This is a genomic window from Cellulophaga baltica, from assembly GCF_900102165.1.
GTDB lineage: Bacteria > Bacteroidota > Bacteroidia > Flavobacteriales > Flavobacteriaceae > Cellulophaga > Cellulophaga baltica.
Genome location: NZ_FNBD01000005.1, coordinates 338,041 through 357,594, shown reverse-complemented (window position 1 = coordinate 357,594; position 19,554 = coordinate 338,041). Strand labels below are relative to the sequence as shown.

General features: G+C 32.6%; 15 protein-coding genes and 1 rRNA gene. 2 read left to right on the top strand and 14 right to left on the bottom strand.

All coding sequences use genetic code 11. From position 1 onward, the window contains the following. Nucleotides 1-19: 19 nt before the first annotated feature. Nucleotides 20-131: ribosomal RNA gene (rrf, locus tag BLQ19_RS11175) — 5S ribosomal RNA — on the top strand. A 248-nt stretch (nucleotides 132-379) separates the two neighbouring features. Here the strand turns inward: rrf and BLQ19_RS11170 are convergent. Next, nucleotides 380-919: a GNAT family N-acetyltransferase gene (locus BLQ19_RS11170; protein ID WP_074538386.1), complete on the bottom strand. Its 540-nt coding sequence runs from the start codon at nucleotides 917-919 to the stop codon at nucleotides 380-382. A gap of 273 nt (nucleotides 920-1,192) precedes the next feature. Between BLQ19_RS11170 and BLQ19_RS11165 the strand changes: the two genes are divergently transcribed. Continuing rightward, a complete protein-coding gene (locus BLQ19_RS11165; RefSeq protein WP_139150240.1) occupies nucleotides 1,193-3,460 on the top strand; it encodes a hypothetical protein in 2,268 nt (755 codons plus the stop codon). A 7-nt stretch (nucleotides 3,461-3,467) separates the two neighbouring features. Here BLQ19_RS11165 and BLQ19_RS11160 read toward each other — a convergent pair whose 3' ends face one another. The 13 genes from BLQ19_RS11160 to BLQ19_RS11100 form a co-directional block, all read right to left on the bottom strand. Next, on the bottom strand, nucleotides 3,468-4,031 hold the full coding sequence (locus BLQ19_RS11160) for a WcaF family extracellular polysaccharide biosynthesis acetyltransferase (RefSeq protein WP_074538384.1): 564 nt from the start codon (nucleotides 4,029-4,031) through the stop codon (nucleotides 3,468-3,470). Nucleotide 4,032: 1 nt separating this feature from the next. Then, a complete protein-coding gene (locus BLQ19_RS11155) occupies nucleotides 4,033-5,205 on the bottom strand; it encodes a glycosyltransferase (RefSeq protein ID WP_024479204.1) in 1,173 nt (390 codons plus the stop codon). A gap of 1 nt (nucleotide 5,206) precedes the next feature. Further along, nucleotides 5,207-6,190, bottom strand: coding sequence for a glycosyltransferase (locus BLQ19_RS11150; protein WP_024479203.1), 984 nt, complete (start codon nucleotides 6,188-6,190; stop codon nucleotides 5,207-5,209). A 62-nt stretch (nucleotides 6,191-6,252) separates the two neighbouring features. Continuing rightward, the gene (locus BLQ19_RS11145; protein WP_051327599.1) at nucleotides 6,253-7,302 is read right to left on the bottom strand and encodes a sugar-transfer associated ATP-grasp domain-containing protein; all 1,050 of its coding nucleotides are present in this window, start codon (nucleotides 7,300-7,302) and stop codon (nucleotides 6,253-6,255) included. 21 nt (nucleotides 7,303-7,323) lie between these two features. Beyond that, nucleotides 7,324-8,652, bottom strand: a complete 1,329-nt coding sequence (locus BLQ19_RS11140) for a phenylacetate--CoA ligase family protein (protein ID WP_074538383.1) — start codon at nucleotides 8,650-8,652, stop codon at nucleotides 7,324-7,326. Between the two features lie 186 nt (nucleotides 8,653-8,838). Beyond that, nucleotides 8,839-10,089 (bottom strand): WcaI family glycosyltransferase, encoded by a 1,251-nt coding sequence (locus tag BLQ19_RS11135; protein WP_081690153.1) that lies wholly within the window; start codon nucleotides 10,087-10,089, stop codon nucleotides 8,839-8,841. A 4-nt stretch (nucleotides 10,090-10,093) separates the two neighbouring features. Further along, nucleotides 10,094-10,522: a VanZ family protein gene (locus BLQ19_RS11130; protein WP_074538382.1), complete on the bottom strand. Its 429-nt coding sequence runs from the start codon at nucleotides 10,520-10,522 to the stop codon at nucleotides 10,094-10,096. A 56-nt stretch (nucleotides 10,523-10,578) separates the two neighbouring features. Then, nucleotides 10,579-11,514, bottom strand: a complete 936-nt coding sequence (locus BLQ19_RS11125) for an acyltransferase family protein (RefSeq protein ID WP_074538381.1) — start codon at nucleotides 11,512-11,514, stop codon at nucleotides 10,579-10,581. A gap of 20 nt (nucleotides 11,515-11,534) precedes the next feature. Continuing rightward, on the bottom strand, nucleotides 11,535-12,683 hold the full coding sequence (locus tag BLQ19_RS11120) for a glycosyltransferase family 4 protein (protein WP_024479197.1): 1,149 nt from the start codon (nucleotides 12,681-12,683) through the stop codon (nucleotides 11,535-11,537). A gap of 16 nt (nucleotides 12,684-12,699) precedes the next feature. Then, a complete protein-coding gene (locus BLQ19_RS11115) occupies nucleotides 12,700-14,013 on the bottom strand; it encodes a hypothetical protein (RefSeq protein ID WP_139150239.1) in 1,314 nt (437 codons plus the stop codon). A gap of 283 nt (nucleotides 14,014-14,296) precedes the next feature. Further along, nucleotides 14,297-15,661 carry a lipopolysaccharide biosynthesis protein gene (locus tag BLQ19_RS11110; RefSeq protein ID WP_024479195.1) on the bottom strand — a complete coding sequence of 455 codons (1,365 nt, stop codon included), beginning with the start codon at nucleotides 15,659-15,661 and terminating at the stop codon, nucleotides 14,297-14,299. Between the two features lie 46 nt (nucleotides 15,662-15,707). Beyond that, on the bottom strand, nucleotides 15,708-18,008 hold the full coding sequence (locus BLQ19_RS11105) for a GumC family protein (RefSeq protein ID WP_074538380.1): 2,301 nt from the start codon (nucleotides 18,006-18,008) through the stop codon (nucleotides 15,708-15,710). A 54-nt stretch (nucleotides 18,009-18,062) separates the two neighbouring features. Next, on the bottom strand, nucleotides 18,063-19,412 hold the full coding sequence (locus tag BLQ19_RS11100; protein WP_074538379.1) for an undecaprenyl-phosphate glucose phosphotransferase: 1,350 nt from the start codon (nucleotides 19,410-19,412) through the stop codon (nucleotides 18,063-18,065). Nucleotides 19,413-19,554 lie beyond the last annotated feature (142 nt).

Genomic DNA, 19,554 nt, shown 5'->3' with positions numbered 1-19,554 from the left:
TTTGTGTAGTACAACGATTTAAGGTGACCATGGCGATAGGGTCCACCCCTTACCATTCCGAACAGGGAAGTTAAGCCTATCAGCGCCGATGGTACTGCTATACCAAGTGGGAGAGTAGGTCGTCGCCTTTTTTTAATCAAGTCCTCAATAGAAATATTGAGGACTTTTTTTGTTTATAGAAGTTTCTGATTCTTGATGATTCCTACTCCTAACAACTGTAGTATCCCAAAACGCATTACTCCTGAGAGTAGATTACCTCAATAGCTGTTTATAACGGTTCTGTAGCTATTAGTGGCTATTAATAGGCATTGGTAGTATTCAAAAGGTATTCGTATAATCTAGATGCTATAGTTCGTGTGCAATAAAGTCTGAGTATTTCTTAGAGCTGCATGCGTACCACCACCCATTCTTGCTCGTTAGCAGTATATCTAGCCATTTCTTCAAAGCCAACCGCCTTATGCGCTTGCATAGATCTGTTATTTAAAGCATCTATTTCAGTCACAATAGTATCATATTCCTGTTTTAGTTGCTCTTTCATGTGTGCATACAAGCCTCTAAATACTCCTTGTTTTCTATGATTTTTAGAAACGCAAATTTGACCCATAAGCATGTATTTTTCTTCTGGAGCTATCAATGGGTCTAATACTTCAAATAGGGGCTTAAGAACCTCTATGTCGTCTTTAAACGAAGGGTGCATGCTTAAAGCATACCCTGCTAAGTTTCCTTGTTCATCTTTTGCTATGGTATGTGAACAAACCTTGCCCATTTGGTCCAAGAGTTGCAGCGTATGCTCAACCGTTAAAAAGCCTTCTGCCAATTTTTCTTCATTTGAGACGTTATGGTATAAGTTTTCTTGTTGTAAACGTACTATTTGGACTAATTCTTTTTCAGTTTTAGAGCTACAATAGGTGATTTTCATAGAATTATACAGCTTTTAGGGAATATAAAAATAGCGTATCCTCAAATAGCAAACTGATTATGAATAAATTAATGTGATAAAATTAGCTTATGCTTTAAATTTTTGAAAGATTCTTGACCATGCTAAAAATAAAATGTGATGTTGGCAAATGTGCTAAAAATACATCCGATTGAGCACTTTAACCGTATATCTTTGCGTTATAACGATGAATAAGTCTTTTTGTAAGTAAAACCCAAACGTACTTGCAAAGAAAAACCTACAAACTAATTTGTAATGAAACGATCTATGTTGTGTACCGTAATGATGGCGGTCTTTCTCCTGTTTTCAGGAGTCTCTTGTAAAAAGGATACCGAATTTAGTGAAACTGTTTTGCTTCCAGAAGAGGAAGTGATTATTGATGTTGAAAATACGATTGTTATTCCTGAAAATTTTGACTGGAGTAACATCCCAGCTGATTATAAAGATGCCGTGTGGAACATTCAATTTGATTTTGACCTTAATGCTGCTACCATTATTTTACCTGAAGGCGTAACACTTTATTTTACCGGTGGTTCATTAAGTAATGGAACGGTAACTGGTGATGGTACTAGTACTATCGTTTCTAAAACAAAATATCAAGTATTTGAGGGTATAGATTTAGCGGGAACTTTTGTAGAGGAACAATACTTAATGCCTTATTGGTTTGGAGCAGTAATGAATGGTATTACGGATGACCGTGACGTTTTTGTGGAAACTTTAGCGCAGGCACATGCAGTAACTGCAAGAGTCATGGTAGATAAAGATATATTTTTAGATGTAGAGCAGACCGGAACTAAATCCATTTTTTTAGAAGATAATACATGGATAGAGGGAAAGAATGATGCTAATATCATTATTAATAATTTGTTGTCACCTGCTTTTTATATAGTCTTATCTGAAAATTTGGTTTTTAAGAATATTACTTTATTGTGGGATAATAAATATGATGCTTCCATCAATGCTTTCGCAGATATAAATAGCGCCAATTTAACTAGATTGAAAGAATTCATGACGTCTGAAAGAGGAGTCGTTTTCAATTCAAGTTATCCAATGTTTAGAGGTCCAACATCATTTTATGCAATATTTTCAATTGAGGCGTCATCTTACATCGAGTATGATAATGTCAAATTTGTAGCCAAAGGTGATACCGCTGATAGGTTTATTCCTTGGGGAATCAAATTTAAAGAGCAATATACCTCAGATCAAATGGTTACAGGTACTTCTGGAGAAACTGCTGTAAGTAAAAATGTTTTACTTAATAATGTTGTGATGGATGGTGTTATTATGGGTATTCAAGGTATTGTTCAAGATTTTAAATCAGAAGGTTTAAAGGCGTATAGGTACTCTGATGCCCAAAAGTTAGATGGGGCTTATCTTGGTGGTTACAATGGAACTTTATATCATTTTCCTCCTCCACACTTAATTTATTTAAATAACGATAGTTCAAAAAATTATACGGTTACAAATGTTGAAATCAATAATACTATTGATGAGGGGGAATATGTGGGAGTAAATAATGTTAGGAAAACAGGAATAGAAAATAGTGGGTTTTGCAATTCTCTGAAGTTGGTTGGGGTGCAGTATAATGTATCTGTAGATAATTACAAATCTTATAGAAGGGATGGTATTGCGGATATAGGTGATCTAAAAAATAGCGTAATAAAAAACTTATATTCTGAAAGTAGAACAGAAATTTTTGAGGAGGATGTTAAATATGCTTCGCTTAGATTTGTTGGAGAAGAAATGGAGAATACAATTTTTGAGAACATTGTTATTAAAGACAATTCAGCAGTTTCTACTTTTTATCCTATGGATTATACTTTTGGAAATCATATTTTATGGGATAATGTGAATGTTTTTGTTAATGAGTTGAATACTGATGATGCTGGATTTTTTGGAATTTTTGGGTCAAATAATACAATTGTTAATTCTAGTTTGTCTATAGAAAAGCATACCTCTAGTCAATTAAATAGAGGTGTCATATTTCACAATGAAGAAACTTTAAGCAGTGGGGCTAATAATCATTATGAAGTAACAGTCAATGGTTGGAGAACCATAGATGGAGATTTCCGAGAAGAAAATTGTAGAATGTTGTTTGCGAATAGCGATAATCCCAATGCAAATTATGCTAAAGTAATAGACACTAGTAATGATTATATTATTGAGCAAATTGATAATGTTCAACAGGATCAATGGACGCGTACGGAAGTGGTAGATTTAGGCCTAGGTAATAGTCAAAAGCTGGATATAAATATTCCAGCTGGTTTTACCGTAGAACATGTGAGTGTAAATACCTTAGAAAGTTTAGTTTCTGGCTCAATTGTTAGTTTAGGAACAAGTAATACTTTTAAAGATAATTTGTTAGGCACTATATCTAAGGCTACCGGTATTAAAACAAATTTAGTTAATGAAGTAATTGCTTCTGCAGGACATAGAGATGTTTATATTTATAGTAATGGAGATTTTAACAATACAGGCAAAATTGAGGTTACACTCAAATTGGTAAGAGGTAGTCAATATTAGTTATTTCTTATTTCCATCTAGTTTTACTTTGATTCGTAGGTACTTGTGTGATCACTCTATTGTTTTCTTGATTAGCTACGATTACGGAGCCAACGGTGATTACGGTGTCGGTTCCAATTGCAACATTAGGGCCTATAAAACAACATGCGCCTACCCAACACCCATCTTTTAAGGTAATAGGGCCGTTTCTATAAGGCATTGAAGGGTTACGAAAATCGTGATTGCCTCCACATAAAAAACTACGCTGAGATATACATACATTATTTCCAATAGTGAGTAACTCAAAATTGAGTAAAAATACTTCCTCTCCAATCCAAACATGATTACCAATATCAAGTTTCCAAGGAAAATGAATATTGACCCGTGGTTTTATAACGACGCCAGTGCCAATTTTAGCACCGAATAGTTTTAGCACCCATACTTTTAGCGAGCTAGGGTAAGGTAAGGCGCTCAGGAAAAAGAAAACTTTAACCAAGTACCATATCAGCTCTTTTAAGCGTGTAGCTCCACGATTTAAACCCTCTTTGGCGTCAAAGTCATATAGTTTAACTTTTGATATAAAATTTTCCATTTTAGTTAGAGTTTAAACCTGCAATTAAAGATTTAGCTCCTTGAGCTATAGTAAATTTTGTTGCATATACTTTTTGGGCATTCTCACTCATTTTTATTTTTTCTGAGGAGGATAGTTTTAGCCATGTTTTTAAGAGTTTATAAGTGTCTGCTTCCGTGTCGTTTTCTACAAGACCACCTGCTTCTGATGTAATTTCTCGCCAGATATTCACTTTATCACTAATTAAAACAGGCTTACTACATGCTAAAGCTTCTACTACGGCAATTCCAAAATTTTCTTGATGGCTCGGCAAAACAAATGCTTCGCTTTCATAGAAAGCACCCCATTTTGAATCACCGCTGAGCATTCCAGGAAATAATATATTGGAAGAACTTGACGCTAATTTTAGTAGTTCTTTACCATACGCCTCTTCCAGACCTGGTCCAGCAATAATTAGCTGTGGCAAATTCTCTAACTCTTCTTCAAGCTTTAGGTAGGCTTTAATTAATAAATCAACTCCTTTTTTAGAGTGAATTCTGCTTAGGAAAATCAAGAAAGGTTTCTCGTTCCAAAGCGGTACTTTATCTTTTAACACCGCTTTCATAGAATCCGTATAGGCTGGTGGTGCTTGAATACCATAGCCTACATTAATTTCACGTTGGGGTTTGTAATTCGGAAAAGTGGTGCGCGCTAATAATAATTCTTCTTCGCAAGTAAATAGAACACCATCTGCTTTATTAATAACTTTATTTTCAAATAGTTTCCAATAGACCTCATTTCGTAATGCTTTTAGCTTTCGCTCTTTTGCTTTCTGAAAGTAGGGGTCTAACATTCCATGAGGCATTACATAGACTTTGGGAGAAATAGTAGTTGTCTTCCTATATTTTTCAATAGCTTGAATAGTTGCATGACTATGATAGGTCCATAGACCATGAATCATTACAATATCAAATCTTTGAAAATTATTTAGCAACCAAGGAATTAAGTTTTTTTGGTATTTCCAAGGTGTGTTACTTTGACCTATAGCATGAATTTTAAAAGAATCTTCTATTCCATAATCAGAAACGGTGTCATCTAGGCAGACTACCTCATTATGAATACCAAGTTTTTCTAGTTCAGGTATTGAATTTCTGATACCTTGGCAAGGCCCTCCTTGTTTAGGGTGCATACTAGGTATTACTCGAAGTATTTTCATTTTAAGATAATTTTTTATAAAGTTCAATATACTGCTTGGAGATATTTTTCACTGAGAATCGTTGGGCATTTATGTACCCATTTTTAATCGTTTCTTCTCTAAATAAATCGTCATTAATTATTTTTAGATATGTTTGTCTAATAGAGGCAACATCATCCGGTTGAACAAATGCAGCAGCTTCTTGCGCTACTTCAATCATAGGTTCAATTTTCGAAGTAACCACAATTCTTCCGGTTTGTTGCCCTTCTATGATGGGCATTCCAAAACCTTCATAAATAGAAGGAAAGTTCACTATATCACAGTTGAGATATTCGTTTTTTATATCTAAGTCAGTTAAATTTAGGGCGTTTGAATATTCAACTCCGTGTTTATTTAAAAAATTTATTTGATCTTCTTTTATTTTTCCAATAATCCGAAGATGGCAAGGAATACCTTCTAGTGCCTCAATACTTTTGATTAAGTTTTTATTCCAGCCTGTTCCGATATGAAGAATGATCGGCTTCTTTTTATTAAATTCTTTTTCTTGAAAACTAAATATTGGATCTACGGCATTATAAATAACCAAAAGCTTATCAGTATTCAGTTTGCTTAAAATGTTTTGTTTTGTTTGGTTAGAAATACAAACAACTTTATCTGCAATTTTCAAAGGTAGATATAGCCAAAAAAGCCACTTGTAAAACTTTTTTAATGGGTTTTTCACGTTATCTAAAAAAACGAGATCGTGAATGGTTAATACTGTTTTAACTCCTACTAGTGCTAAAAGTACATCATGAATATGACCAGTTACATGATGTATTGTATTTTTATCTCTGCTTTTGTAGGTATAGATATTATTTTTTAAAAGATCCAAAGGCATTGACCCTTTGTTGGGCATTTCTAAAATAGAAATATCAGCAGATTTCTCTACTTCTTCTATCAGTGTTCTAAATACACGATGTATGGAATGACCTACTTTAGGATGTCTGAAATAATAATTAATTTTCATAAATTTCTTTATGGTTTGTTGTGGTTAGCTCAAAATGATTGGATGTCACCAATCATGACATTTTATATACGTAGCTTATTCCAGGCTAGATCTTTAAAACATGGGCCTTGACTAGCTTCTGAAAATTTAATGTCATTGCTATAGCCATTCCATTCCATTACAATAGGTTTATTATTTGTATCTACAATAAGATCCCATCCAATGGCTTGCACCATAGGAACTCTCTTATGTAATCGCTCTACTAATTTTTTACATTCTTCGAAATTAGGAATCAATTTATGGTCAAATTTTTCTAAGGTATCTGGGTGTTGTTCAATTTTCTGCCAATTAGGAAGATATCCTAAAGAGTTAAGAGTCCCATTGTCCATATTAATTGAAATACGAATATGATCCTCTGATGATACGTGTGTGTTGTGTCTTCTTCCCAAACGAAGATATGCTGCTCGTAAGCTAATTTGAAAATTACAATCAATGACCGTAGTTAATCTTATGGTTGCAACAGAGTCTGTTGTGAAAGCATTAAAAAATTGATGTTGTTGGATGTATTTTTGAATAACACAATTTCCTAATTCCAAAATTTTTAATATTTCGAATTCCTTGTATTGAAATACGTAAACCCCCTTCCCTTGACAAGATTGATCTAACTTGCATATCACTTTGTCTGTATTCTGAAATAATAGATTCTTAAAATCTGCCTGCAAAACAGGATTATAATTATTATCAAAACACCGACCATTGATTAAATAGCCTAAATCGGGGCAAGGTTTCTCTTCAAATAATTTGTGTGTTATTGGTTTTAGATAAGATATTTTGCCATAATCTCCTTGGATTTTAGGAATGACTACTTTTCCATAAAAATTGTCAGGAATCCAGCCTTCTTTGAACGCTTCAGAAAAGTGGCTATACACATAAAGCCATGGAGAAAATCCCTTCCACCCTAAAATTTCTCTAGCGTAAGCATCAGATTGCTTTTTTAATGTGATTGGAAATTTTCCTTTTTCTTTTTCTAGATTTTTGAGTGTCTTTTGGGCAATAGTATTAGATATATGATGATAACGATACCACTCATATTTTTCTATTTGTTCTTTGACTAGGCTTTTTATAGGGCTCATAAAAAAAGGTAAACGTTATACCTATTTTAAATTACTTACAATTAAAGGTGTTTTTCTGCCTACTTGTTGTATTTTTTGTACTTCTTTGGGATATACTTTAATTTCTTGCCGCGAACGTTGCATTATTAGTTCTGCCATATTCTGAATTTCTTTGCTGTGATTATGATGCCCCCTTGGTACATATTCCATAGAAACCGAATAATCTGCCTCTTGGCGTAATTGTATTTCTTTAAAATTCTTCATATGCCCATTAAACATAGCCATCAAATGTTCACCTCGTATTCTTAAACCAGAAGGTGTTTGGATATTATGTGCTTGTCTCCCTCGTACGTTCTCCATTAAGGGAAGTTGTTTTCCACAACTACACATTTCATCCATAAACTTTCCTTCATCACCAATATCATAACGAATCAAAGGGAAGGCGTAATTTGTCAAATCAGTTAACAATATCCTTCCGATAGTATTAGGCGGCACTGGTTCATTATTTTGATCAACAAATTCTATATGAACCGTATCCTGCATGATGTGTAAGCCTTTTTGTTCCGGACATTCTGCGGCAATCAACATTATTTCTGTATTTCCATATTGATCACAAACAGGAGCTCCGAAAGCCTTTTGCATTAACTCCCGTTGTTCTTCAAATAATGGGGCAGAGGTTACCCAGACCATTTTTGGAGGATGAATTTTTATATTGTTATCTAGTAGATATAAGGCAAATTCAAAAACAACATCTACATAGCCTTGTAAAAGTGAAGGTTTTATGCTGTTAAAATCAGTTACGAATTTCTCTAAGTGTTCTTTAGTGGGATTAGCAGCCGCTAAAAAAATACGTTTGGTAGGCCACCATAATAAGGCATTACTGATACGCTCAGAAAATGGGCGTTTATAACGATAAATGAAGGCTTGATTTTCCCATGGTTCTATGCCCCACCAATTTAATATGCGCCAGCGAATAGGGGTTTCTGGATTTCGTAAGTCTCTCAATATAGATATTGGATGACCGGTACTTCCAGAGGTACTCACTTTTTTAGCAGCAATAGAAGAAACATTTTTGACTTTAATATTCTCAAAATTTTCTACTAATTCTGTTCTCGTTAAAGGTGGTATCTTTAAGAAGTCTTCCTGTGTTAAAGTTCCATTTTTAGGTAAATTTAGGTTGCCGTATTTTTTAGTATAAAAGGTTGAATTTGTTATTGCGTGATGAATAAGTTCTTGGCGTTTTTCTAAATTGTACTTTTCTAAATTTGGTTCTTTTAGCCTGTTTTTGGTCTTTTGATGTAAGCGGTTTAGTTTTGGATTTAAAATGTTTGTTTTAAACGAAAAAACTGCTTTAGCTAAGCTATTCCCCATATGTTATTCGTTTTATATAATACCAACGTTTTAAGGCAAGAAGTATTGCTTAAAGGCTGTTAGTTTGGTTGAATTTGGTAAACGATTTTACTCAAAATAAAGATACCAACATCGTATTTATATTCTTACAATCATGGATAAATTGTGCTAATTATCGACCAAATGCACCTTTTAGGATTTTAAATATCAGAGTTGTTTTTCAAATGCAGTCATAATATTTTCAATCGCTAAAAATTCTTGTGCATAAGCTCTAGCAGCATCGGTCATTTTTTGAGTATTTGTATCTTCATACGCATTTAAAATTCCATCATTTAAAGCATTTTGGTTTTCTGCTGCAACAAGTATCCCCATGTTATATTTTGACACCAATTTATGGAGACTTGCATTAGGGTTTGCCGTGATTAAAGATAAACCACCCACCGCAAGAATGGTGGTCAATTTTGAAGGCATCACTAAATCACTAGCCTTCTCTTTCTGGATAACTAGATGTAAATCGGCCATATTTAAAAAGGCATTGAAAGCCTCCATCGGTTGTAAGGGTAAAAAGTGGACATTTGTTAAGTTCATTTTTTTGGTCATAGCAATTAACTTTTCCTTGTAAGGTCCCGTACCACAGATAACAAACTGTATGGCCTGTTTTGTCTTTAAACTTTCTGCAGCCTGTAATATAGCTTCCAAACCTTGTTTTTCGCCAATAGCTCCTGAATATAACACGACATAATCAGACCCTTTAAAACCAAATTGCTCTTTTAAGCCTGTTTTATCTTCTATAGGATAGAAGCTTTTCGTATCGGTCCAGTTTGGAAAAAACAATAATGGTTTTTTTGCTTTGAGTTCAATACGTTCTATCATCCCATCAGAAATACTACTTACAACGTCTGTATGTTTGAATATAAAGCGTTCTGTTCCGTATAATAACTTTAAAAGTCTTGGAGATTTTATAAGACCTAAATCTTGTGCCGCTTCGATTTGAAGATCTTGAATATGGTGTAAATGTTTAGCTCCTTTAATTTTTTTATAAAACACTCCTAAAAGCCCAAACTGGAAAGAAGGTGCAATTGAAATTACCCAGTCGTATTTCTTTTGGAAAAGTTTGACAAAAACCACCGCAGATGCAGCTGTGGAAAATGACGTATCTAGGAGCATCCGTTTAGCTCCGCTTGGATTTGTCGGGACATACATTGGACAACGTATGACTGTTAATTTTCCGCCAGAAGGATATGATTTTTCCTCCTTTTTGTACCAAAAGCGATTGTTTCTGTATGGTTCTTGTACCTTCCAATAGGGGTAATAGGGGTAGGCAGTAAGTACAGTGCATTTATGGCCTTGAGCAGCCAACCAATGCATCATTTCTCCAGAATACTTTCCAATCCCTGTTAATTCAGGTGAAAAGTTATACCCTATAAATAAAAGATTTTTTTTTATTGTTTGCTCCAAGGTGTTATTTTTTTAATTGTGTTGTTATTTTGTAAAATATAAATATCGGTAGTAAACCTATGCCTGCGCCAATACTTCCCCAAAGTACATCTTTTGGGTCTGGATCACGTGAAGGAATAAAATATTGTCCTAGTTCTGCAATGATTACGGTGAGTACTAAAATTACGCCAGTTAATATCCAAAATCGGAGACTCTTTTGTTTTATGTATATTAAATATGCTCCTGCTAAAAATCCGAGAAAAATAAAAGGGACTCCTGTTCTTTTTCTATTATTTCGATATTGATCCGCCCAATTGATAAGCCAATCAGGTAAAAAACTATACTCCCCCACATTTGGATTAGTTTTCCAGCTGAATAGAAATATCAGTGCAATACCAAGAGCAAATAAAGTAAAGCCTATTATTTGGACGTATTTTTCAGGTTTTTTTTGCATTATTGAGTACGGATTAACTAATTAAGAAACACCTTTTATTTTTGAATCTAAATTTTTTAGTGCTCCCCTAAAAGATATTTTTTTGTAATGTTATTTCTTCGAAACACATAATATAAGCATGTCGGGATACTTATGGCAATTAATAGGAGTAGCCATTGGTTAAAGTTGGGGTAGAAATTTAGTATTAAGTAATTAATGGGTAAATGAAGATACATAATAACCATAGATGCTTTTCCAATAATGTTTAATCCTATATTTTTTTCAAAAGATTTAAAAAGTTTTATCATGCAAAATGCAGATAATATACTTAGGATAAAGCTTAAAAATGGAATACCATAATTTGCAAGCTTCATATTAATGTAGAGCTCATTGAAATAGAAAGTGCTTGCAATAAAAATAGTTATTATTGATATTAACGGCACAATTTTAGCTAAATGCACTTCGCCAATTAATTTTTTAAATATAAATCCCGTAAAGAATAAAGGACAAGAATATAAACAAATATTTAAGCTCAATGGAATATTTATTGTTTGAAAATACAGTTGATTTATATATGCTAGAATTAAAAATAGGAACATTAGGAGTCCAATTTTTTTAATTTTCCACCCGTTTAGTAAATTAAAAATTTGTTGTGTAAAGAATAGGCATGTAATGAACCAAAATACACCTGTCCAAGTATATAAAAATGGCCCACCTAATACTAATCTTCCTAAATATTCTAAATAGCTTTTTTCTTCAAAATACATTTGTAGCGCTAAGATTGGAACTAGATATACAAAATAGGGTATAATTAGATGAATAAATTTATGCTTTAGATATGCTTTGTAAGGTTTAAATTTAAATAAGAAACCACTTATCATAAAAAATGTAGGCATTCTCATTATAGAATTAAAGGTGTTATCTATACTGCCATCTACTATGATATGCCCTAGGGCTACTAATATTATCATCAGCCCTCTTATATTATCTATCCATTCAAAACGTTTATTCATAACTATCAGTTCATCAATTTTTAGTTAGCCATTATTTCTAAATAGATATTTTCAATATCATTAATAAAAGTTTCATCTTGATATTTTTTTGCATTTAAAAGAGATTTTTTAATTAATTCTTCTCTAGTTTCTTTTGAATAATTTAATACAGTTTCAATAGCAAGTGCACCTTTGTTAACAATAGTTTTTTTACTCGTTGATGTTATGTATGTGGCCGCTTCACCACCAATTTCGTTCATAGGAGCTTTATCTGTTGTGATAACAGGACAACCACAGGCCATTGCTTCTATGATAGGAAATCCAAAACCTTCTAATAGTGAAGGAAAAATAAAAACAGTAGCACCTTGATAGGCCTGAATTAGAATAGTGTCTTCAACTCTAGTTAAAAAATGAATATCTTCACTATATGGAGATTCTTCCCTTAATCTTAACATAGCTGTGGTAGGCGCAGAACCAATCATTATTAGGGGTGTTTCTTTTTCACTTAATTTTCGCCACTGGTTATATATATTTAAAACGCCATTTCTATTTTTGTAAAATGTATTGCTGCCTATATGTAAGATATACCCATTACTAACATCGCGATTAATCTGTTCTCCAATAGTTATTCTAGCGGCATTAATAGATCCAATTTTGAATTTTTGGTCTATAGCATTATAAATTTGTGCGTTAATTATTGGTTTTTTATTTAAAAAACCTCCTAATTCTTTTTGAGTGTTTTTTGAAATTGAAATAAAATTTGAAGCTTTTCTAAAACCATTCAAAATCAGGTATTGATATAATCTGCCAGTCCAAGCTGTAGGGTTTTCGGGGATTAATCCTTGTGCAGATTTTAGTGCTATAAAATCATGACAATGAACGACATGTTTTTTATTTTTTATTAATGGAGTCCATATTCCTAATGCTTGATCAATTAATACATAAATGGTGTTTTTATCTGTATTAATATTTTTCCACTTAAACGAGAATGGAAAAAAAAGGTATTGATCAATATAACGTAACCATTTACCAAAGCCTTTATTTTTTCTGTTTTTAGATAATATAAGCTTAGGTGCCCAGATTTGAGTTTGGTATCCTTTTTTACTGAGCTTATTAGCTAACGATTCTGTATAACGCTTCATGCTGTACCCTAATGACCCTTCCTGATGTATTAAAAACACTATATTCATTGGTAAGCTTGAAAATTTATTTTTTGATATTTTTCACAAAACTTATTACCTGCCTAATCATATAAAATATAATTAAATACGTAACTAAGCCTTCTAAATATCCTCTTAAAATGAATTTGACATCTATAAGAATTCCTCCAGAATTTCTAAACATTCCTAAGAAGGTAAATACATTCATTAAGGCATAAGGAGCATATACCAAAGTTTCATTAGCTAGATATACGAAAGAATTGAGTAATTTAAAAACAATGAAAAAAGTAATAAATTGAAGTATAAAATACCAATAACCAAAGGTTGCCAATCCATCACCAACATGACTAGTTACGCGATACATTCCATATCCTGACCCATATAAAAAATCTCCTCTTGAAAATTCCAATTCTGTTTTATCAAATTGAACTCCAAAAAAACCTAATATCGGTGTAGGTACTAAGGCGAGAATATTATTTTGAAATAACTCAAACATTTGCTTGTTCCCATAACCTCTTTTTTCGGCATAATATAGAGTTTCATCTGTAATACGCATATTGGCATAGCGTTCTAGCATGAAATTATCTACATAATCTTCTGTCCATCCTTGAGAATATTGGGTCTTTCGGACTTGTATTTTATCTTTTATTTCCTTTAGACGATCCATTAATTGTTCGTTTTGGACAGTCTCTATGGTTTCGTTGAACGCCTCCATTTTATTGGCATTGTTTCTTAATTCCTGATTGTACAGCATTGTTTCTCTAGTGTACAGCATTGCTAAAGACACATTACTTAAAAAATTCAGACCTACAAATAACAAGATTCCGCCAATAATCATTTTCGTTGGCGATATGATGGTTGTGATTTTTTTATTATTAATAATTAAAAACAACATTGATAATACACCGAAAATTCCAAAAGGTGTTATAATAAGATGTCTTTTATTGGACGCAATGTTTATTAAAAAGATTACTAGAGTATATAACCATAATAATTTTTTTTGATTAAATTTTACATTTAGAAAACTTGGAAAAAATAAGCATAGAGGCGCAAACATTAAATAATCTAGTCCCACTAAAAATTTTCCTCCAACATCACCATATTCAACGGCTCCAGTACTTAAATTATATAACCTTACAACTAATCCTATTAGTCCCATTCCCCATAGAATCTCTGGGGTTATTTCAAAAAACTTTAATTTAAAGAGGGTTCTTTTTATTATATTATTTTGATATGTTTTAGCATTATGTCTACAGGCAAGATAGAAAGCCAAGGATGATATTAGAAAAAGGATTATTTCATAGACAAACGTATCATAGGCTCTTTCAAAACCATAGGTTATCGGTTTTCCTTCTGCCAATGTTGCGATTAATGGTAGAAATCGATATAGGAACATGGATAAGTACATGCAGAAGGCAAAAGGAAATAATTTTATATATTTTAATTTAAAAAAATATGAAAAAATAACTAAACTCAAAATTGCCATTACACAACCATAGAAGTTGGGTAGTGAAGGAAAAAATATCATTTCCGCCACAACCCCTAAGATTAATAATAATCTTAAGATTTTTTTAATTAGAGTTATTGTATAGTTTTTATTTTCTACCATATGATAGATTTCTTAAAATCGATTAGATATCGGTTTATTTTTTTATTTTTTTTAAAATTTTTTGAAATAATTCTCTGAAGTCATCTGCACCATGTGAAACTAAATCGTTCATGGACATTTTCATTATTTTACACCCATTTGGCACAACAAGAAATACTAATATTAAATCTAAGGATACGGCGCCAATAGCAGCTCCAGTAATTCCATAAAATGTGGCAAAAAGATACGTTAGTAATACAGATAGAATTGCTGCGATTATGCCATAGATCCCCATTCTTTTGGGTTGATTCACAGCTCGAAATACCATTTCAGAAGTATACCACAAAGCATTGAAAAGCATAGCCGAAATTAAAGTATACCACATTGCTTGTGGTAGTTCTAATTCATTATTAGTCCAGATGTTATAAAACCATAAACCAAAAATAGCCAAGAATATTACGCCAATTAATGATAATAAGAACACTCCAATTATTGAGACTCTAAATATTTGTTTAGCTGTTTTCCAGTCGTTTTTGCCTATGGCAATTTGTAATTCAGGAAATACTGTAGGTTCTACTAAATATAGTAATTGATTAAGTGATCTACTTAAAGTACGTGCCGTGTTAAATATGGCAACTGCTTCTGGTCCTAAAACAATCCGTACAACGAAGGTAGTTCCTTGAAAATATATTATTTGCCAAACAGGTAGCATTAAATAGCTTAATCCTTTTGTGGTAATCCCTTTTAATATGACGGCATCTTTTGTTCCTGTATAGTTTTTGTACAAGCCTAAAACAGATCTTCCCTTTAACCAATATAAAATACTGAAAAGAACTGTTACAATTAATTGTGAAATTGCAAATGCAACAATACCGTATTCAAGCAATAATACGAATAAACCCGCAGCTAAATTTAGTGCAGCTCGTATAGTTAGAAGGTTTATGCTTAATGCAGCCCTTTGAGCTGCTCTATAAAATGATTCAATTAATTGATCGTAAAAGTTTAATAACCTAGCGATAATAAGAATTGAAACCGCCAAAATAGCATCTTGACTGTTTATTAAGGACTTGTCAAAAACATGGAATATATCTAGCACATATATTGCTATAGCGCCTAGTACTATTGCAATAAGTACCATTATGGTAATAATATAAAAACCTGTTTTACATATATTTGCGGCCTTTTGTTTGTCTCCTGAAGCATATGTTAATACTAGGCTATTTGCTGCTGCAGAACCAAATCCTAAATTGGAAAAGGCCATTACGCTAGGGATTATGGTTAATGTAATCCACTCTCCATAATAGGCAGCTCCCCAAGCAGCGATAAAAAACGGAACTAAAAATAATTGCTCTAATACACGGACTCCTTTTGAAAGTATTGAGGCTAAGCCATTATTAACTAATCTTTTTTTTAAGGACATAATTTTAGTAAAGCCAAGTAAAGTTTATTATTAAATGTTTTAAAAATTATCCTTTAATTGAGCCATATCCGTAAGAGGCAGCTGCTTTTGTATCATTAAAAACGACCATGGTATTTTTTAGACGATCACTTTCATAGATAGAATTGATAACTTTTAAAGATTGCTTTTTAGTTTTGTCTTTACGTACAACATATATGCTACTGTCAATATAATTATTTAAGGCAAAGGCATCAGAAATAAGCCCTATTGGTGCGGTATCAATAATGATGCGGTCATACTCTTGTTTTAAAGTATCCATAAGGACGCCGATTCTATTGCTTACCATCAAGCGACCTACTTGGTTCATACTGCTTCCCGATCCTACTAAATAAAAGTCATCAATGCTAGGGTGTTTTTGAATGATCTGATCTGCATTTAAGCCTTTTTTGACAATAAAATCTGTAATTCCAGGAGAGTTGGGGAGATTGAAATTTTCCATTAATTGAGGCTCTCGCAAATCAAAAGTTAAGACCACAACTTTTTCGCCGTTAGAAGCAAAAGTCAAGGCTAGATTAGAGGCGATAAAAGTTTTTCCTTCCCCTTTTTCAGTAGAGGTCACTAAAATAGTTTGATTTTTCTCTGTTTTCTTTAAGAAATTCAGGTTAAAAAGTAATAGCCTGAATAATTCAGCCTCTGGTGAAGTTGCCCGATCTTCAGTAACTACGATAGTATTATTTTTGCTACGTGCTATTTCCCCAAGAAAAGGAGCAGCTAAATTTTGAGTTAACTCCTCTACACTCGAAATTTTATTATTTAAAGTATCTTTTAAATATAGTAACGAAACTGGTATAAATAACCCTAATAGTAATCCTGAGAAATAAAGTAATTTTTTATTTGGACTAATAGGAAATTTTCCAGCTTTAGGATAGTCGACAATTCTTGTAGAGGAAACGGGAGCGGCTAAAGAAAGTACTTCTTCTTCTCTTTTTTGAAGTAAAAAAAGATATAATCCTTCTTTGGTACTTTTATCACGACTGATATCTAATAGTTTTTTTTCCATGCCAGGAACTTTAGCAATCTGATAATCGTAACGGTTCGCATTAGCAGATAAATTTCCGCGTGCTATAGAGTATCCATTCTTTACACTTCTCACATTTTGTATAATTGATTGGCGTAAGCTGCTTAGGTTTTCATCTAAATTGGCAACCAAAGGGTTGGAGCTGGAGGCAGATTGTGATAGTTTTTGTTTTTCCGCTAAAGCCTGGTTGTATTGCGCAATTAAACTATTTACTGAGGGATCATTTATTACGGCTCCACCTATTGCCGTTTCATTATTGCCATTTTGTAAAGAAAATTCAACGCCTTCTAGAACATTAATTTGTGATTGATACTCAGCAACTCTATTTTTATATTCATTAGATTGTTGTACATACGTATCGGCATTATTAGCAATGTTGGTAACCGTATTTTCTGTTTTAAAATCTACGACTGTTTTTTCAACATCTTCAATTTCACCAGATAACAATTTTAATCGATCATCAATCATTTTGATGGTGTTTTCTGCTAATTCATTCTCATATTTTATTGTTTTTTCTATATACGTTTCAATAAGTTTAGAAAGAATCTCTTCTCCTTTCACCTTATCATTAGAGATGAAATTAAGGTTTAATGAGCTGCCTGTTTTATTTGCCGGTACAACACTGAGCTTTTTAAGAAAACTAGCTATTAAATCATCTTTGTTTTCGATTTTAAAATATAAATTTTTTGATTCTTTTAATTTGGGTGCTTCGCCCTTGGTTGCAATTGTAAATGTACCGTAAGATGTTGTTACCACTTCACCAAAAGTATGTTGTGATTTTAGTTCCTTATCTTCCACAAGGGTTGTAAGTTCATAGGTTGCGGAGTCAATAAATTTGATGGTAATCGGTAAGTCATAAATTAAATTGTCGTCTGTTTCATCTACGGTAATATTAACGGGCACTTTTTCGCCATAGACTTCAACATCACGGATATTTCCTTCAATATAGTAGGTGATATTATAGTTGTTTTTTGAAATCACTTCTTCCATGACTCCAATAGACGTTAGTATGCCTATTTCATCTTCTAAACTATGAGTGCTCTTGATTAGTCCCATGCTAGCAAAATCACCTAGATCACCAAAACCTTGCCCTGCTTCCACATTCTTTAATAAAATAGCACTTTGTATTTCATACTCATTTTCAGCAAAATATCGAATATAAAGTATAATGGCAGCAATGGCAATAATTAAGCTAACTGCGAATAATGGCCAAAATTTTAAATACTTACCTATGATGGAGCGAATATTATTTTGTTCAAATGAATTTAGTTCTGGATTTGATTCTTTCATTATCTTAAAAGTGAAAATGTTATATTAAATGGTAGTTTGTTTTTTTGTATGTTACTAATAGGCTCTTTCTTCGCCCCGAATGGCATTAGCCACAGTGTAATAAATTATAGATATGTCTAATTGGATTGACCATTTTTCCATATAAAAAATATCATAACGCACACGGTTTACAATATCTGATTGTTCTACAATTTCTCCACGATACCCTTTAATTTGCGCCAGCCCGGTAATGCCTGGTTTTAAAAAATGGCGTACTAAGTATTTATCTACAGATTTCTCAAATTGTTCTGTATGTAAGCGCATATGGGGTCTTGGTCCTACAACACTCATTTCTCCTTTAAGTACATTAAAAAATTGTGGCAATTCATCAATACTGGTTTTTCTTAAAATGCGACCCAATTTTGTAATACGCATATCATTCTTCGTAGCCATTTTAGTATCACTAGTATCACTTTTAGTCATAGATCTAAACTTGTAACAATCAAAAGTATTTCTATTTACACCATGACGACTCTGTTTAAAGAATAAAGGCCCTTTTGAATCAAATTTCATTAATATCCAGACTAATGGTGTTAACCAAGACAGGACAAAAATAATCACTAAACTTGAAAAAATTATATCAAACACACGTTTCACTATATTAGCATATTCTAGCTCTAAAGGAGAGGCACGCAAGTTTAAAACCGGTACTTCGCCATATAATTCAATAGACATGGCTCTTGAAAATAGTTCTTTGTTATCTGGGACAATTTTGATTTTCTTTAAACTATTATCCGCAATACGCATGAGTTCTTTAATTTCATCTTTTGAAAGTCTTGAAGCCATACAATACACTTCTTCCACATTATTTTCAAAAATATAGGAATAGGAATCTTGTATTTTACCTAAATAGGTTGGACTGTTAGATTTAGTATTATCAAAATACCCCATATATCTGTATCCATATGTTTTTGTATCAAAAATGCGACGTAGCTTTTTTAGGTTTTTATCACGTCCTATTACCACCGCTCTGACCTCTTTGCTTAAGCCTTTTGTTCTGTATAAATTTCTAGCCCAATAAAATAGCAAACGAAATAGTGTGAGCATTAAGCAAATCAGTAAATAGACTAAAGTTAAATAGGCCGGTTTGTAACGGTGGTCACTTAGAAACGTAAATGAGGTAAAGAATACCAGACCATAAATAAGGAATAGCATAAAGAAATTCCGAACATTTGTAGTAAAACCTTCTCTACGAGCTGTGGGATAAAAATCTATAGCATAAGTTACGATAAGCCAAGTAAGGTTGTAATATATAATACTAAAGCCCGACCTATAGGTTTCAGGGGTTAATAGATATAGTATAACATTAATGGTAATTATGTGAAATATAAACGATAATGGAATAACGAAATATGACTTTTTCATTGATATTTTTTCTAATATTCTATGATTTGGCGGTTGTAATCTTCATATTGTCGATTCAAAAAAAGTTATGTAGTGACTTTTTTTTTGAATAAAAATGGCTATGAATTGGGGGAACTTTATTCATGCAAATTGTTATGAGGTA

Bases quoted from the DNA above. Each gene is read 5' to 3' on its own strand.
- BLQ19_RS11170 (WP_074538386.1), bottom strand. From the start codon at position 919: ATGAAAATCACCTATTGTAGCTCTAAAACTGAAAAAGAATTAGTCCAA.
- BLQ19_RS11165 (WP_139150240.1), top strand. From the start codon at position 1,193: ATGAAACGATCTATGTTGTGTACCGTAATGATGGCGGTCTTTCTCCTG.
- BLQ19_RS11160 (WP_074538384.1), bottom strand. From the start codon at position 4,031: ATGGAAAATTTTATATCAAAAGTTAAACTATATGACTTTGACGCCAAA.
- BLQ19_RS11155 (WP_024479204.1), bottom strand. From the start codon at position 5,205: ATGAAAATACTTCGAGTAATACCTAGTATGCACCCTAAACAAGGAGGG.
- BLQ19_RS11150 (WP_024479203.1), bottom strand. From the start codon at position 6,190: ATGAAAATTAATTATTATTTCAGACATCCTAAAGTAGGTCATTCCATA.
- BLQ19_RS11145 (WP_051327599.1), bottom strand. From the start codon at position 7,302: ATGAGCCCTATAAAAAGCCTAGTCAAAGAACAAATAGAAAAATATGAG.
- BLQ19_RS11140 (WP_074538383.1), bottom strand. From the start codon at position 8,652: ATGGGGAATAGCTTAGCTAAAGCAGTTTTTTCGTTTAAAACAAACATT.
- BLQ19_RS11130 (WP_074538382.1), bottom strand. From the start codon at position 10,522: ATGCAAAAAAAACCTGAAAAATACGTCCAAATAATAGGCTTTACTTTA.
- BLQ19_RS11125 (WP_074538381.1), bottom strand. From the start codon at position 11,514: ATGAATAAACGTTTTGAATGGATAGATAATATAAGAGGGCTGATGATA.
- BLQ19_RS11120 (WP_024479197.1), bottom strand. From the start codon at position 12,683: ATGAATATAGTGTTTTTAATACATCAGGAAGGGTCATTAGGGTACAGC.
- BLQ19_RS11110 (WP_024479195.1), bottom strand. From the start codon at position 15,661: ATGTCCTTAAAAAAAAGATTAGTTAATAATGGCTTAGCCTCAATACTT.
- BLQ19_RS11105 (WP_074538380.1), bottom strand. From the start codon at position 18,008: ATGAAAGAATCAAATCCAGAACTAAATTCATTTGAACAAAATAATATT.
- BLQ19_RS11100 (WP_074538379.1), bottom strand. From the start codon at position 19,412: ATGAAAAAGTCATATTTCGTTATTCCATTATCGTTTATATTTCACATA.